We start from the raw sequence: 14,399 nt of genomic DNA, 5'->3' as shown, positions 1-14,399 counted from the left end.
ACTTGGTGATTCATGGGTTTTATTTTGTTTAATCATTTGATTTTAAATAAAAATATTTGGTCTTGTTATCTGTTATTGTTGATTTTTGAAAAAGATGACGTTGTTTACCATTTAACGGTCAAGGGCAGTACTTCGCCGTGGATATTGGATGATTGTTGAATTTGCAAATCAGCTTCATCAGAAGGGCACTTCCTTCGCCGAGGCAATGGAGAAAGCAGTGGTGTTGCGGTTGAGGCCAGTGCGCTGATGACCATCGGGGCTATGGTGTTTGGTGCTATCCCTCTTGTTTTATCGCATGACGCAGGTACAGAATCGCGCCATGCAATAGGGATGATCTTAATTAGTGGTTTATGTGGGGAACACTGTTTACCTTATTTATACTGCCAGGGGTTTATCTCATGATTAAAACAAAAATCAAAATCAGGAGAAACGCGATCCATGCAACCTCCGATGATTTGCAAAAATCCGGATGCACCAAACATCTCTAATTCCTCCCAACCGATTGTTCAAAAATGATGAGAGTTCCCCGTTATTTATACAGCGAAAATTTCTTGGTGATTTGGCTGATAAGATTCCATTCACCAAATAGCACTGCTCCATAATAAATCAGCTGTTCTTCCGGAGTGACGAACGTCGTCTCGAGTTGTTCGCGGTAAGTTCCTCCTGTCATGGTATTAGTAAATATACCGTGTTTAATGTTCAGTTCTTTGGCATTGTGGAGCGCTTTCCTGATTTCTCCTGATTTTCCTTTTAAAATAATAAAAGGCATTTGAGAGATATTAGGATAAATATTACCGTTTTTATCCTGATAATCATTCAAGCGTAGAATCTCAGCATTGAGCTGAGCACCAAGTCCGATTGTCATATGAGCAATAGCGTTCATAGCGGTGCCTATTTCAATGTCTTTATTTATGATCGCGACTAATTTATTTTCAAATGACATTTTATCCTCCATTCTTGAATTGAAGTTTTATAGCTTGGCGCTAAATAATATAGCTGTACAACGCATGCCGTAATACGCTCAATCTACAGCAGCAGGTTTATTCACATGAACTGTTAATGTTCTGAACATGGTTTTATCTAGAAAACCTAAAATGAGAAAACCCATCATCCCCAGCAATAAAGTAATGGGGATAACGCTTATTCCATAAGCAAAGGAATGACTTGCACTGGGGCCGCCATAAGTATGAATGATAAACCCAATGACACTGTGGAATGCATAACCAAAGCTCATGATGATCATGTTGGCAACGGCGGTGGTGAGACCTGCCATATTTTCTGAAACGTAGGTCGATGCTTTATAAATGGCTAAAATTTGGTAAGAACAGCCAATACCAACGAGAATGAAATCGATGACGATGCAGTTGATTGTCAATCCTCCTGTGATTAATAAAGTAAAAATGATGAACATTGCACTGGCAGCACCAATAATGGTTCCCAAATAATAACCCGTTTTTTCGGCAATAAGGCTTAAAACAGGTGCACCAAAACACATACCAACAAAAATGATCGAAGGAAGGTAGTTCGCTGTTGATGCTTCAAAGCCATACACATGTTTTAAAAATTGCGAACCCCATACATCCGCAAAACCCTCGAGAGGCCCCACCATCATGCCTGCTGAGAAACAAACCAACATCACGCTGCGGTTAGTAAAAACCGCTTTTACATCAGCAAAAATCGTTGCTTTGTGATTTGACTTAATATCAGGAACAATAAAATAAGTGATGCAGGCAAGCACCAGGCCTACGACAGCAAAGAGTTGTACCACCGTCTTGTAACCCCAAATAGCACACATATAACTGACAGGGCCTCCGCCATAAATAGCGCCGGCAAGGCCAATGGTGACCGAAAAGCTTAGCATTCTTGTGAATCGCTGTTCAGTGAATGTCATTCGTATGATTTTGAATACCCCAAGGATTGCCGCCGAAGAGCCTATGCCAATCAATGCACGACCTAGGATTGGATACAGCCACTGTTTTGCAAAGATAATGGGTAATAGACCAATGACGGTAAGCAAAATACAGCCAGTCATGACTTTTCTTGGGCCGTAACGGTCGAGCATGATGCCGATAGGTAAGTGCATTAAGGAATAGCCAATATAATAAATGCCGGAAAATTGCCCAAAAACAGCCGCGTCTATGTTGAATTGCTGCATAATATCCACCAGCATTATATTAGGCATCACTCTTAATAGGTACTGATAAGCATAGAAAAGAGACGCAATCAACCATACAAACCATGCAATACTTTGTGAAATAACCATAATTTTCTCAAGAAAATAATTAGAAAATACTCCAGATCATCGAATTTGATTTTTACTGGGTGATGAAAAAAATGTGTGAATAGATATACTCCGCCATCAGCGGAGAAGGAGGGTGCCTAGAAGGAATGTGCGGAAAAAAACCATGTCCTTTAACAACATTATTCTCTCAAAGTGAATGCATAAAAATAGTTAATGCTAAATAATAATGTCATAGGTATGGTTGGACTGTCAATGATTTGTCCAGAACCTATATTGGTGTACAAATAACTGCTTTTTGATTTTTCGAAAATTTAACACTTTAACGTCCATGAGCGTCTTGTTCTCCAATCGTCTTTGGCGTAATATAATAACCATAGAGTGAAATTCTTGCTCAGCTAACAAGCCTAGTATAGGAAGTCAGATTGTTAGTATGGTGTGCAAGCTTAATCTAAGTTAAGAAGCCTAAAATACAACAAGAGACATCCACTTAAACCTAAGAACTGCAGCAAGAATTTCCTCTATAATCTATTCTTTTTTTGCCTTCCAAACATGATAAATCCCTTATAAAAGAACATGCTATAAAAACAATGTCTTAGCCTATTGCTGGCGGCGAAGAAGAAGCATTTCTTCTGGTGTATAAAGCTGTGTCATGTTTTCCCTTATGAACCCTACGGCTGCTGAAGTAAGATACTAAAAATCCAATTTACCAGACTTTAAAAAATTTTTTGCTAAATCCGTATTAAATGAATTAGTATTATCGCCGACGCAATTTGCGTTTTTAAAAACGCCTGATTGTTGAATCGATGAGTACCACAGTGGAATGTTCCTGCTTTGATAGGAGATCAAGATTTATGAAGTATCGAGCGTTATCTTTCTGTTTAGTGAGTCTTTTTTTAGGTTTCAGTTCTTCAAGTTCTTTTGCAAAGTCCAGCGAAAAAGCTATCCCCCTATCTGAAAAGGGAAAAGTGGATGTACACGCGTCACTGTTATATCTACAACCGACTAATAACGATTTAAAATATTCAGTGTTTGTTTTTAATACTCAGCCCTATAGTCAGGATTGGGCTTATCAGGTCCTAAACCCTCCTTATGCACCTGCATTCGAGCTTGGTGCTGATTATTCCCTTTATAACTCTCCTTATAATGCATCAATTGATTGGTTACATTTAAATACCTCTACTTCAGCGTCCAAGCAAGCGGATCCAGCTGTCAGTCTTGTAAATGTTGAATTCGTTGCACCTCCTTATGACGTAGGGCCTGCTGTTTTCGGCATTAAACATGCGAGCAGTACAGTGAAGATTGATTTTGATAATATTGCGTTGCAGATAGGGCGATTATTTACCTTTGATGAGGGGACCTTGCAAGCCAGGCTATTTAGTGGAATTAATATTCTTAATCTTAATCAAACCGTCACTACCACATTCAGTGATTTTCCTGGCGCATTGCCAACGTCGGTCACTTATGGCTTGGCACCAGATCCTACGTATTCATTTCAAACAAAAAACACTTCCAAATACCTTGGTGCTGGGCCTGATTTTGGTCTACAGGCACGCTATCACATGAAACATGGATTCAGTGTAGTCACTCAAGCCCAGGGTATGTTAACGGTTGGAACCATTCGTTCCAGTGATCATTTTACCTCAACTTCAAGACGTTTAACGGAAGTTGGAATTCCGGTCAGTAAGCAATGGGTAGATGCTCCTACCATGACTCAGGTTGTCCCTGCTTTTGATGCGAAGTTGGGACTGGCTTATCAATGGTCTTCCAAGACTTTATCTAACCTCACCGTTGAGTTAGGTTATCGTGTGGCCAGTTATATTAACGCCATATCCAATGTTGGTCCTGCAACATTAGTGCAAGTAGGAGATCATGTTGCAACGCCTGAGTTTGCAACGGGAACCATGGCTATTCAATCAACAGATACGAGACAAAGTACTTTAAGTTTAAATGGGCCTTATCTTGATTTCAAACTGAAAATGATGGGTTAAACGCACAATGAAGAACATCAGCAAAATAATGGCTTTGTGCTGTGTCTTGCCCTCTATTCATGTCAAGGCGGGTACAATAAGCACAGAAGTGGTCCAAAATAATTGGAAGCCAATCATTGGCCTTAGTGTTGCCCCGTCTTGGGCAAATGGTGGCGAAACCCAAACGTTTTTTTTGCAACCTGATATTGAAAAAACGTATACAGCTAATAAAGACTCTAGTTCCTTTGCTACAGGAGAATTGTTTTTAGGGCTGCAGAAAAATCTGAATTCTAATTTTATTGGACAATTTGGACTGGCCATTAATGCCACAGGAAATGCTGGTCTGTCCGGCGATATTTGGGAGGATGCCAATCCGGATTTTAATAACTTTACGTATAATTACAAAATCAATCATGTTGGAGTTGCATTTAAAGGTCGGATTATTGGGTTTGCAGAACGTTTTCTTCAACCTTATATCAGTGGCAGCCTTGGTGTTGGTTTTAATCGTGCCCATGATTTTTTTATTACCCCTAAAATTTTCGAAGAAGTTCCTGCACCAAATTTTAGAGACAACACTAAGGCAACATTTAGTTATACCCTTGGAGCCGGCATACAAAAATCATTGTCGCCTCACTGGCAAGCAGGGATTGGTTATGAGTTTGCTGATTGGGGTCGCAATAATTTGGCCCGCGCGCCATATCAGTCGCTCAATGAAGGATTGAAACTCAGTCATCTGCACGTTCAGCAACTGCAATTTACCATAATTTATGTTACCTAAGGTTAAGAAATGAATGGAAGATACGTTAGGAATATATTACTGGCATTGTGCATACTCTGCTTGGGAAATGGAGCGTATGCGGAGACACAGCCTAAATTTACCATCATTCCAACGACGCAAACGGCTTTTTTATTGCCAATCAACTTTATTAAGACGGTGCAGTATGTGGTTACCAATAAGACAAACATCACTCGCACGTTAACCATAAAATCAATCACTGGTGTAAAGCAAATTACGAGTGGAAATGGTTATTGTTCAAACCCGTTCACGCTGGTTTCCGGACAATATTGTTTGCTGACGTTGCAGATCAACGGCAATCAGATTCCAGCACGCATTGATGGCGGGCCTGAGGTCTGTAAAACTCAAGGACCAAATAATCCAAGTCCGGATCCATTTCTTTGTTCTCAACCAAGCCAAAATGATGGTTTGGCAATTTCTTCGGTTCCTGCAGGGCAGCATGCTTATATAACCAATTGGCAGGGTAATAGTATTTCTCTTTGCCAGGTTAATCCAGCTGATGGCTCATTGGAAGATTGTGCGATCACAGCAAGTGGGTTTAATGGGTTTGGCAATCCTGAAGCGATTGCAGTCAATCCTGATGGAGCTACTTTATATGTAGCCAATATTGGTAACAATACAGTTTCATATTGCAATATTAATAGTACAACGGCGGCATTAAGTAATTGCAGAACCATAAACAATGGTCCTTTCAATAGACCAGATGGAATTGTTCTTAATCCCGCCGGAACGTTGGCTTATATTTCGAATGCCGCCGATCATAGTGTGTCTATTTGTCAAGTTAATGGGGCAACAGGTGAATTGCAAGTGCCGTGTAATGTCGCTGTGCGCCCAGATTTTGCCACGCCATCAGATATGACGCTTAATGCTACTGGAACATTAGCTTATATATCAAACTTTACTGGTAATTCGGTTTCTGTTTGCAATACTGTTGGGGCGACGCTGAGTCCTGTATGCATCACTACGAATGGTGATAATTTATTTAATGGACCTGAAGGGATTACTATAAGTCCTTCAGGGCGTTTTGCATACATTACCAATAATAACAATAATCGGGTTATTCGTTGTCGAGTGGATGCTAATTTGGGGACTTTGAGTAGTTGCGAGAGAACGGATGGGCGCTTTGATGGGTTTGGAAACATTGGATTTAATGATGAAGGAACGCGCGCCTATGTTCCCAATTCTTTATTGCATAAAGTATTTATTTGCTTAGTTGATTTAACGGACGGCACTTTAAGTGCATGCCGGGATTCCAAGGGGACGGGATTTGATAACCCTTCAGGTGTTTTATTATATTAATTCGACGTTCATAACATAAAAAATTGTTTCATGTCTATTTCAATTGATATTCAACCGTTGTGACTACTCGCACTTTTTTCATAATGGCGTTGCCGCTATCGTAGTTGGAGTTGGCATCAGCAATGGTAAACAGCCCTTGCTTAGCAAGGCGGATATAGCCTAAGGAAGCTTTGGCATTGCTGGCAAAGCTTTTTGCTGCTTCATAGGCACTTTGCGTGGCGTCATCCAGCATTTCTGGTTTAATCGCATTCAAGTCATTGAAACGATATATTACATTAGACGCTGTGACGACAATCCCTTGCTGGACAAGATCACCTGTTTTTTGTACCGTAGCCGCTACCTTATCCACATTGGCGGTAGTGACGGTTAGTCCTGTATCAGCACTGTAGCGTGGCATATCCTGATTTTGATTGTATGAAACACTTTGGTTATCAGTTACAGCAACTGGATTGGTACTGATTTCACTGTCTTTAAAGCCTTGTTTACTTAAAAATTGCTGTGTTTTACTTTGTGCTTCGTCGATAGCCTGATAGAGAGCCGGGAGCTCATTGCTAACCAGCTTAATATTTAATGTCCATATGGCTTCATCGGATTTTACAACACGTTCGGCCAATCCTTTGACTTGAACAAAACGGCTGTACTCTCTGGAGTCAATTAACCCTTTTGCAATAAAAAAACCGCTTAAGGCAACGCCGCATCCTAAAATTAAAGCAGGAAAGTTTTTTGACCTCATAGAGAACATGCTCCTTATATTTAGCGATGAGAAAGCCTACCGAGGGTCATCAAAAGCATAGCAGATGGCATGGATGGGTTAAAATAGAGGTTTCATGATGGTTGGTCAATAGGCGGAGTGATTTTTTTTGCATGGCATGATTTGGGTTGATGTCCTTTGGTAGGGATTGCGTTTAATGGGCGAAGAAACAAAACTGAGCCTTTAATGGATAATTAAAGGCTCGAATGGATTTATGCATACATCCTAGGTCTTATTTCATTGTTAAATCGTTCTTCGTCCTCTTTTTGCGCTTTTTGCGCAGCTTCCAATTCCTCGCGTGCAGCTTCTATTTCCATTTGTCTTTGAGCTTCCTCAATCTTTATTTTTGCCAGCTCAATTTCATTTCGGGTTCTTAGTTCCTGCAATATGCCCATCAATAAAATAAGAGAAGGCTGATCAAAACTGATTTGCACCTTTGGTGACGCTGAATTAAAGAAACCTGGTGCTGTGGCTGATGAAGTGCGGTGAGAAGGTGAGGCGGCGTGGGTGGAGCTAGAAGCCAGTGAATGCTCAGCTGCTGAAGAACCAGAAGTGGTTGAACGTTCAGCGCTTGAGGGGGCAGGTCTTTTACGTGGTCTCGTATAACGCTTATCTTTTCCATCCATTTTAGATCTCCTTATACGTGGTGAACCAATTACAGATTACTCGATATTCTGAGAAAATAGCAAGTAACTTGTGTTTTATTTTGTCATTATGGCGGGTAAGAATGAATCAGGGTAGGTTTTCGATATGATTATGAGAAATAACTACAGGATAGGCAGTTGATTAAAAAGAAGATTTATAAGAGTTTCAGCGATTGAAACAATTAAAATACATTGGATTATTCTTTAATTTTTCCTTGCAACAGGTTCTTATAGTAACTTGGTTGAGGATAATTTTTATAATTTATAGTGGTGGCCATGCCGGTTATTAAATGATAAAGAACATGACAATGCATAATCCAGATTCCAGGATTATCCGCATCGTATTGAACCTTTACTGTCTGGTGTGGCAATACCAAAATAGAATCGCGTAATGGGCCATTTGCAAGTGGTTTTCCATTGATTTCAGTTACCTGGAATACATGGCCGTGATAATGCATGGGGTGTGCCATGCCGGTATTATTGGTGAAAACCAACTCGACTCGATCCCCTTGCGAGATGGTCAATGGTTTTATTAATGGCCATATTTCATGATTAAGCGTCCAAACATAATTCTGCATATTTCCGCCTAATTGATAATTTAATGTTCTAGTGACCGGTTTTGGAGGAAGGGGGTGCATGGCATGCAGTTTCATCTCTTGTCCATTGTTTAAGGCGGGCATGGTGACTGAAGCCGTTTCACTTAATTGCGGAATGGTTGCAGAAGGCGTTGCAAGAAGAAGTCCGGTTTGTTGGTTCGTGCCTTCAGGTTTTCCTAAGATAGGAAAGACTCCCCCTGCCTCTGGAATGGTGACAATAACATCTAATCGCTGTCCAATGGCAATTTGAAACAGAGTGCTTGCAAGTGGTTTTGTATCCGCACCATCCGCAGCGATTATTGTTCCTTTTAATTGGCCAGTATCAACCCAAAAATTGGTGGCTGCAGCACCATTAATCAAGCGTAATCGGATTTTTTGCCCTGGATTAACCATGACAATCTCCGGATTTTGTAACGTACGACGATTGGTAAGAAAAGCATCATATTTCACATCACTGATATCTGGTTTGCTATCCATCGTCATTGGTGTGTTTTTCATGTCATTCATTTTAGGCTTTTTTAATTCAGCCAACACTTCTTCGGGGTTTTTAAACGTAAAATCCTGAAACATCAGCACAACTTCTTTGTCCGCAGGGGATGGCGTGGTGGGATCGGTAATGATGAGCGGGGCGGTCATAAGATCTTGCTCATCAAGAGAAAGATGAGAGTGCATCCAGTAAGTTCCAGACTGTATAAGTTTAAAGTGATAGGGCCTTATCTCTCCTGGTTTAAGAGGTAACTGAGTAACGTAAGGAACACCGTCTTGATTGTTTGGCAATATAAGGCCGTGCCAATGAATAGAAATATCCTTCGGAGTTTCATTTTTAAGAAGAATATTAAAAAATTGACCTTTTTTTGCTTTTATTCCCTCTGAACCATCCGGTTGAATGATGTTATAGACTTTCTTTTTCTTATCGTTTACAACAATAAACTGCTCTATGACTTTCAATGTCACGTAGTTATTGGCGGCAGAGGCAGTAGATTCCTCAGCGAGAGCGGTGTGAGCTGATAAATTGATGCCTAATAGGCTGCATATAAGTGCTACATGGATGATCATTCTAGTAAACATATAATATTTTCCTTGTTTATCTTTAGAACTTGGCCATTAAGTTCTTTATAAACTATATTAATGTATGATTTAATATTACACTGTTTGAAAATTAATTGCCAAAAAACAGCTAATATGTCCAGCAATGAACGAGATATAAAGCGTTTTCTTGAAGAAGACGCACCAGAAAGAAAACGGCCGCGAGAGGATGTTTTAAGTTCAGGAGAAAACCCTGGCCTAATCGCATTATGCGATGCAGCAGCTCATCTTACAAAAGCCTTGCTTGCTTTGGGGGCGGAAAATAACCTGGATGATGTTTTAACCAGTCGTGGACGCTCATGGGAGGCTGGAAAGTATCGAACGAACTGGTTATATTTAAGCCGAACTGATCATGGTGTAAGAGAAGAAACATCAGCAAAGCGAGATGATGAAGGATGGCAAAAGTTATTCGAGGTGGGTTTACGTCAAACATTTTTTTATCATATTCCTGCTTATGAACCTAAAAATGCTCATAAGAATTACGTGGCAAGAAATGCGGCCTGCGCTGTATTAAGTTTAACTGGAAATTGTGATCAGCATGCTTTTGTGTTGGCAACGTTGTTGCGTGCCATATTACCTATTGGAACGCCGATTAATATTTGTGGCATGCGAATGCGCGGGCGTGACTTTCCTCATACGTTTGTTGTAATAGGCGACCTTGGAAGCGAGCGTATTATTTCTTTAATGGGGCCTGGTGCTAAGAAGTTGTTGGTTGTGGATGCTTGGCCTGCTCAGGGGGGAGCAGTTTGTTTAGAAGATTTTTTTGTGTGTGAAGGCGCACTTCACGCAGCACAGTTAGTAGTTGACTTGCGGTTTATCGCAGATGGACAGGATCATCTGGTGAAACGGGTGGCTAAACAAAAAATTTTGCATGATATTCTTAAAGCAGAAGATGCAGACGTTGAAGTGCAGCCGAGTGTTTCACTGCGAGGAATGTTTTTGCACCATGAGTTAGCTGAGCAGATAAACTATACTCAACAAATTTGCCGCCATCGATATTTGCCTGCTTCTCTTGAGGAATACGGTATCGGCATGTTTGCCGCACCCGCTATATCAAGTCGATATTCAACGCCCGAGGGCAGTGCTGCTGCTTATGATTACATTCTCAATCATTATCCGGACGAGCGTTTTAAGCGTTGTATTGAATACGTCAGGGAAAAAACGGTTGAAATGATTGAATATGATAAATCTTTGGATGAAGATTTTTCAGAACGCTTAAATATTATTCCGCGGATATAATAAGTTTATCCTAGAGGGCTTTAAAGCATAAAATATATTAAATAAAGTCATTAACGAGTATGAAATTTATATATCAGTGTGGCATGAAGCCAGGGGATTCCTCATCGACTGGTGTTTTTGCGTGCTCTAATTCTGCTTTCATATCTTTAAATTTGGCTTCTATCTCAGAACGGCGTTCTAGATTGTCTTCACTGTATCGTTCAAGCGTATCGAATCCTTTTTGCATTAATTTTTTACCCCAGTCGGTAAAGGAAGCTATGAAGCCAACAAATACTTTGAATCCCCCACGAATTTTTCCTAACGTTGGATTTTCACCCAATTCGGACAGCACCACGCTTAAGTCTTTTGCTGGCGGGGTATTGGGAGATAATGCCATTTGTGTCGTATGTGAAACGACTTCCAGCAATAACCGTTTGCCGCTGCTTGCCTTAGGGTTGCCCTCCGCATCAAATAATTGGTCTTGAACGGATGCTAATATGCCCTGAGCTTTTCTAATGGCTTCTATATGCTTGGTGGTAAAAGGCTCATGAGGTTGTGGTAAAACACTCAGTTCATCTAATTTTTGCTGCAATAGTATTGCATTTTGTTTGAGAACCTTATCAAAGTTTGAGTGCATGCGTGCAATGACATGAGGGGTGTTATCATTGCGCCAGTGAATCAGCCATGCTTTATCGGGGTTGGCAGATAAGCTAGCAAAATTAGCATCGACGTATTTATCAATGGCATTCCAAATGATTTCATAGTGATGGTTTAAACCACGGCCTTTGACTAATGCGGCCGCAGCATGCAGGGCCTGCTCAAATTCATCTCGGGGCATTGGGCTGAGCGATTTAAATGAACGGATAAGATTCAGGTAGGCCGAAGCAACGCCTCCCCGGTCGATGGCATCTTTGCAAGAGGCGTTCCAGGTGTCGGGTTTTAATGTCGTTAAAACATACTGCGGCATCTCATATTTGGTAAAATGAAACCAAACAGCTTGTTGTTGGGCGGGACTTAAGGACGTTTTATTATTGATATCTAGACTCATTGCTCGAAAGCTATTGTGTAATAATCGGGCAAGAACTTCCGCTTCTTTGGCTTTGTCATAAGGTTGGCCTGCTGCTTCTCCATATAATAATTGTTTGGCTTTGGGGCTAATGACAAAATCTTTAATTGGACGCGAGCTCTCGCCATTTGCAATGTCCATCATCTCGGCGAATGCTGCTTCGGTGGTTAATTCAGGGTTTTTTTGTGTGTGCTTAAACGCATCTTGATCCATCAACCCTTTGTCAGCCGGTAAGGTAATGACAACGATGTTAGGATGTTCTTTTTCAAGTTCATGCAATGCCAAACTTAGCTCGCGTTCTTTAAGCCCTTCATAGCGGCTTCGGTCATAGCCTAATAAATTAAAATAAACATGTGAAATTTTTTTATCATCCTCAGGTTGTGTTTGGCGTAACCATTCTTTGAATAAAGGTGAGACTCGTGGTTTGTTGTCATGACGTTGACCTTGTGTTCCAAATCTTAATTCTTGCGGATAGCTCTCATCTGCTGCTCTTGACAGTAAAGTATATTGATAATCTCGAGTAGAAGGAATGCTCGTAGTTAGCATGGGCTTGAAGGTATCAGAGGTTGTCGCCCTGAGCCTTCCCAAGTAACTGCCTGCCGCTTTAGGGGTGTGTTCGTGAGACGCTTGAGACATCGTGGAGGTTTCGAGTGCGGTGCGAACTCGTTCTTCCGGCCTGGAATCCACCAATCTTCGTGTCGCTAAGGCACCTCTAAATCGCTCATAGGTATCTGGTAAGATATTATTTCTATTTTGATAAATTGCATTAATCCATCGTCGATATTTTTCTGCTCCATGAGTGGCATCCTTTGCTACAAATGCATCAAGGAGTGAGCCTGGTTTTTTTTCAATTTGAGATTCAAGATGGGTTAGAAATCGTGTATATAAATTAGCATAGGATATCGTTGGATCATAAGGTTCTGGATTACGGAAAAAACGTTGAATTGCTTTATCCTTAAATAGCGGCTTAATCTCGTCTGGTGTATTAAGCACGATTTGACGTAGGTAAGCAAAACAATTGAGGTTGTGCGAGTCTGTGCGATGAGTTTCCGAGCGTAGCATATCCAACCCTCATGTTAGATCATTAGGTTAATTATAGCATGTTCAGGAATATGACTGTTATTGTGTGGTTATTTTCTTTGCAAAAATCTTTTCTTTAGGGTTGAGTTAGATCTGTTATGAGGTAACACCCTAAAATTTTCTGGTTAGGCAATGTTGGACATAGAACGCAGCAAGCCAGCTGAATATCTACTATATTTATACAAAATATCTTTATTTTTTGGAGAGAAGTATGGTTGACTATAAAATTTCAGATATAACGGATATGACAAAGGAAGACTTTGATGTGGCCCTTAATAAGGCTCTTGCACTAATGAATCATGAAATTAAGGACTTTAATGAAGTATTTTTTGCTGCAGGGGGACGATTAAAGAAGGGTTTTGACTTTAAAATGATTTCAGATGAGTCCGAATTAGTAAACTTACCTCCCAAAACTATCCCGCTGCAGCTTATTTCTAAAGGTAAGCATACACCATTAGATAAAAATAGTTTATCTGAGGTCTCAGGAGGGGCTGGTCAGTGGTCAGGGATGGGTGACGGTGGGGTGCGGCTTGGGGCTGCTTTGACCCAGTATTATAAGGCTGGGGAATTCGATTTTATGCTTCCTGGATTCCTCAAATCAGGCACAGCAAGGTAATAATATAAATTATCTACTGGCTATGCTTCACCAAGGCCATGCACTTTTGTATAAAAAAGGCGCCAGAAAATAATCTGGCGCAGGAAGCGTTAAATCTTCATATTTTTGATTAATTCAAAATAATGGGGTGCAGTAGTGCCGCGGTGAAAATCATTTGGATTGGCTTTAATGTTTCTCTTACATTAGGGCATGTCCTCAATTGAAGACCACTTTTTAATCATATTTATAATTTCACCCAAATCATTGAGCATGCTAAATCAGGACTTACGCAAAACTCATAACAACGGATGGATTTCGTAACTGATATACCAGATAATTTTTGAGCAAATTTTTCTTGATCTAATAAACAGTTTGGCCTGTTTTGTATGCCAATTTTTTCAAACTAACCCAAACATGAATAGCGGATGCAATGTGGTTTCGCTGTATTCGTTGCTTTCTACATTGGCATTTATCAATTCCGGTAAGCTGTTTTATTTCGCGATGAAATTGCTCAACAAACCATCTGATGGCACAAATTTTCTTTGTATCATCAGTGCAGTGCTGAGAATGGTCGTTAGTCACGACATAATCTGTCCTGTTGGAAGAAACAGCAACAGAAAACATTTTCATCGCTAAATGTTCAGGCATACCTTTTAGTCGAATTGACTAGCCCAATTCCTCGTATCACCTGATGTGCATTACCAAAATATGACATAACCATCATCATTCACAACTATATCATCTTTTACATGCGACCATACTCCGCTGGCCGTTAAGCGGTCGCGGTCTAAGTATAACCTAACCAAATCATGACTCACTTCAGAAACATTGATGTGGTTTAATGGATTCGGACACACCAGTTAAGAGATAATAAACTTAACTGGAGTAAAAGATATGACAATTAGAAGAAAATTTTCACAAGAATTTAAGCTTGATGCAATTAGCCTTGTAAAAGATCAAGGCTACAGTCGGGCGGAAGCAGCTCGCAGTTTGTCGCTTAATCCGAATGTGCTTAGTCGTTGGATAAAAGAGCATGAAGCAGATGAGGGTCATGCATTC

Annotated in this window: 12 protein-coding genes and 2 pseudogenes; 7 read left to right on the top strand and 7 right to left on the bottom strand. The window is 40.4% G+C overall.

Annotated elements, in window-relative coordinates; genetic code table 11:
* Nucleotides 1-148: 148 nt before the first annotated feature.
* A pseudogene (locus E1O52_RS11485) lies at nt 149-488 on the top strand (efflux RND transporter permease subunit); the annotation flags it as partial.
* Nucleotides 489-529: 41 nt separating this feature from the next.
* On the opposite strand, the gene E1O52_RS11480 reads toward E1O52_RS11485, so the two are convergent.
* Together E1O52_RS11480 and E1O52_RS11475 are read right to left on the bottom strand one after the other, a co-directional pair.
* Nucleotides 530-943, bottom strand: a complete 414-nt coding sequence (locus E1O52_RS11480; RefSeq protein WP_133128853.1) for a DUF2000 domain-containing protein — start codon at nt 941-943, stop codon at nt 530-532.
* A 78-nt stretch (nt 944-1,021) separates the two neighbouring features.
* Nucleotides 1,022-2,263: an MFS transporter gene (locus E1O52_RS11475; protein WP_133128852.1), complete on the bottom strand. Its 1,242-nt coding sequence runs from the start codon at nt 2,261-2,263 to the stop codon at nt 1,022-1,024.
* Between the two features lie 830 nt (nt 2,264-3,093).
* Here E1O52_RS11475 and E1O52_RS11470 point away from each other — a divergent pair.
* From E1O52_RS11470 to E1O52_RS11460, 3 genes are read left to right on the top strand one after another with little or no spacing between them, the layout of a single operon-like run.
* On the top strand, nt 3,094-4,230 hold the full coding sequence (locus E1O52_RS11470) for an Lpg1974 family pore-forming outer membrane protein (protein WP_165474806.1): 1,137 nt from the start codon (nt 3,094-3,096) through the stop codon (nt 4,228-4,230).
* A 7-nt stretch (nt 4,231-4,237) separates the two neighbouring features.
* Nucleotides 4,238-4,987: an outer membrane protein gene (locus E1O52_RS11465; protein ID WP_133128850.1), complete on the top strand. Its 750-nt coding sequence runs from the start codon at nt 4,238-4,240 to the stop codon at nt 4,985-4,987.
* A 9-nt stretch (nt 4,988-4,996) separates the two neighbouring features.
* Nucleotides 4,997-6,304 (top strand): lactonase family protein, encoded by a 1,308-nt coding sequence (locus tag E1O52_RS11460; RefSeq protein WP_133128849.1) that lies wholly within the window; start codon nt 4,997-4,999, stop codon nt 6,302-6,304.
* Nucleotides 6,305-6,338: 34 nt separating this feature from the next.
* Here E1O52_RS11460 and E1O52_RS11455 read toward each other — a convergent pair whose 3' ends face one another.
* The 3 genes from E1O52_RS11455 to E1O52_RS11445 form a co-directional block, all read right to left on the bottom strand.
* Entirely contained in the window at nt 6,339-7,037 is a 699-nt protein-coding gene (locus E1O52_RS11455) for an SIMPL domain-containing protein (protein ID WP_165474804.1), read from the bottom strand.
* Nucleotides 7,038-7,267: 230 nt separating this feature from the next.
* Nucleotides 7,268-7,681, bottom strand: coding sequence for a hypothetical protein (locus E1O52_RS11450; RefSeq protein WP_133128847.1), 414 nt, complete (start codon nt 7,679-7,681; stop codon nt 7,268-7,270).
* Nucleotides 7,682-7,896: 215 nt separating this feature from the next.
* On the bottom strand, nt 7,897-9,363 hold the full coding sequence (locus E1O52_RS11445) for a multicopper oxidase family protein (RefSeq protein WP_133128846.1): 1,467 nt from the start codon (nt 9,361-9,363) through the stop codon (nt 7,897-7,899).
* A gap of 114 nt (nt 9,364-9,477) precedes the next feature.
* On the opposite strand from E1O52_RS11445, the gene E1O52_RS11440 reads away from it, so the two are divergent.
* Nucleotides 9,478-10,620, top strand: a complete 1,143-nt coding sequence (locus tag E1O52_RS11440) for a hypothetical protein (protein ID WP_133128845.1) — start codon at nt 9,478-9,480, stop codon at nt 10,618-10,620.
* Nucleotides 10,621-10,693: 73 nt separating this feature from the next.
* Here E1O52_RS11440 and E1O52_RS11435 read toward each other — a convergent pair whose 3' ends face one another.
* The gene (locus tag E1O52_RS11435; RefSeq protein ID WP_133128844.1) at nt 10,694-12,727 is read right to left on the bottom strand and encodes a hypothetical protein; all 2,034 of its coding nucleotides are present in this window, start codon (nt 12,725-12,727) and stop codon (nt 10,694-10,696) included.
* Between the two features lie 229 nt (nt 12,728-12,956).
* Between E1O52_RS11435 and E1O52_RS11430 the strand changes: the two genes are divergently transcribed.
* Nucleotides 12,957-13,361 (top strand): hypothetical protein, encoded by a 405-nt coding sequence (locus E1O52_RS11430; RefSeq protein WP_133128843.1) that lies wholly within the window; start codon nt 12,957-12,959, stop codon nt 13,359-13,361.
* 264 nt (nt 13,362-13,625) lie between these two features.
* On the opposite strand, the pseudogene E1O52_RS11425 reads toward E1O52_RS11430, so the two are convergent.
* Nucleotides 13,626-14,170: pseudogene (locus tag E1O52_RS11425) on the bottom strand (IS701 family transposase); the annotation flags it as partial.
* Between the two features lie 64 nt (nt 14,171-14,234).
* Between E1O52_RS11425 and E1O52_RS11420 the strand changes: the two are divergent.
* Nucleotides 14,235-14,399: transposase (locus E1O52_RS11420; protein WP_133126957.1), on the top strand; the 165-nt coding region annotated here is incomplete at its 3' end.

Origin of the sequence: Legionella nagasakiensis, assembly GCF_900639915.1 — a bacterium.
In the GTDB taxonomy this organism is placed as follows: domain Bacteria; phylum Pseudomonadota; class Gammaproteobacteria; order Legionellales; family Legionellaceae; genus Legionella_A; species Legionella_A nagasakiensis.
Note: the sequence above shows the minus strand (reverse complement) of the source record. Positions and strands in the feature narration are given on the sequence as shown.

What these genes read in the sequence shown, in the direction of transcription:
- E1O52_RS11470 (WP_165474806.1), top strand. Translation starts at nt 3,094, where the DNA reads ATGAAGTATCGAGCGTTATCTTTCTGTTTAGTGAGTCTTTTTTTAGGT.
- E1O52_RS11480 (WP_133128853.1), bottom strand. Translation starts at nt 943, where the DNA reads ATGTCATTTGAAAATAAATTAGTCGCGATCATAAATAAAGACATTGAA.
- E1O52_RS11460 (WP_133128849.1), top strand. Translation starts at nt 4,997, where the DNA reads ATGAATGGAAGATACGTTAGGAATATATTACTGGCATTGTGCATACTC.
- E1O52_RS11450 (WP_133128847.1), bottom strand. Translation starts at nt 7,681, where the DNA reads ATGGATGGAAAAGATAAGCGTTATACGAGACCACGTAAAAGACCTGCC.
- E1O52_RS11455 (WP_165474804.1), bottom strand. Translation starts at nt 7,037, where the DNA reads ATGAGGTCAAAAAACTTTCCTGCTTTAATTTTAGGATGCGGCGTTGCC.
- E1O52_RS11475 (WP_133128852.1), bottom strand. Translation starts at nt 2,263, where the DNA reads ATGGTTATTTCACAAAGTATTGCATGGTTTGTATGGTTGATTGCGTCT.
- E1O52_RS11440 (WP_133128845.1), top strand. Translation starts at nt 9,478, where the DNA reads ATGTCCAGCAATGAACGAGATATAAAGCGTTTTCTTGAAGAAGACGCA.
- E1O52_RS11445 (WP_133128846.1), bottom strand. Translation starts at nt 9,363, where the DNA reads ATGTTTACTAGAATGATCATCCATGTAGCACTTATATGCAGCCTATTA.
- E1O52_RS11430 (WP_133128843.1), top strand. Translation starts at nt 12,957, where the DNA reads ATGGTTGACTATAAAATTTCAGATATAACGGATATGACAAAGGAAGAC.
- E1O52_RS11465 (WP_133128850.1), top strand. Translation starts at nt 4,238, where the DNA reads ATGAAGAACATCAGCAAAATAATGGCTTTGTGCTGTGTCTTGCCCTCT.
- E1O52_RS11435 (WP_133128844.1), bottom strand. Translation starts at nt 12,727, where the DNA reads ATGCTACGCTCGGAAACTCATCGCACAGACTCGCACAACCTCAATTGT.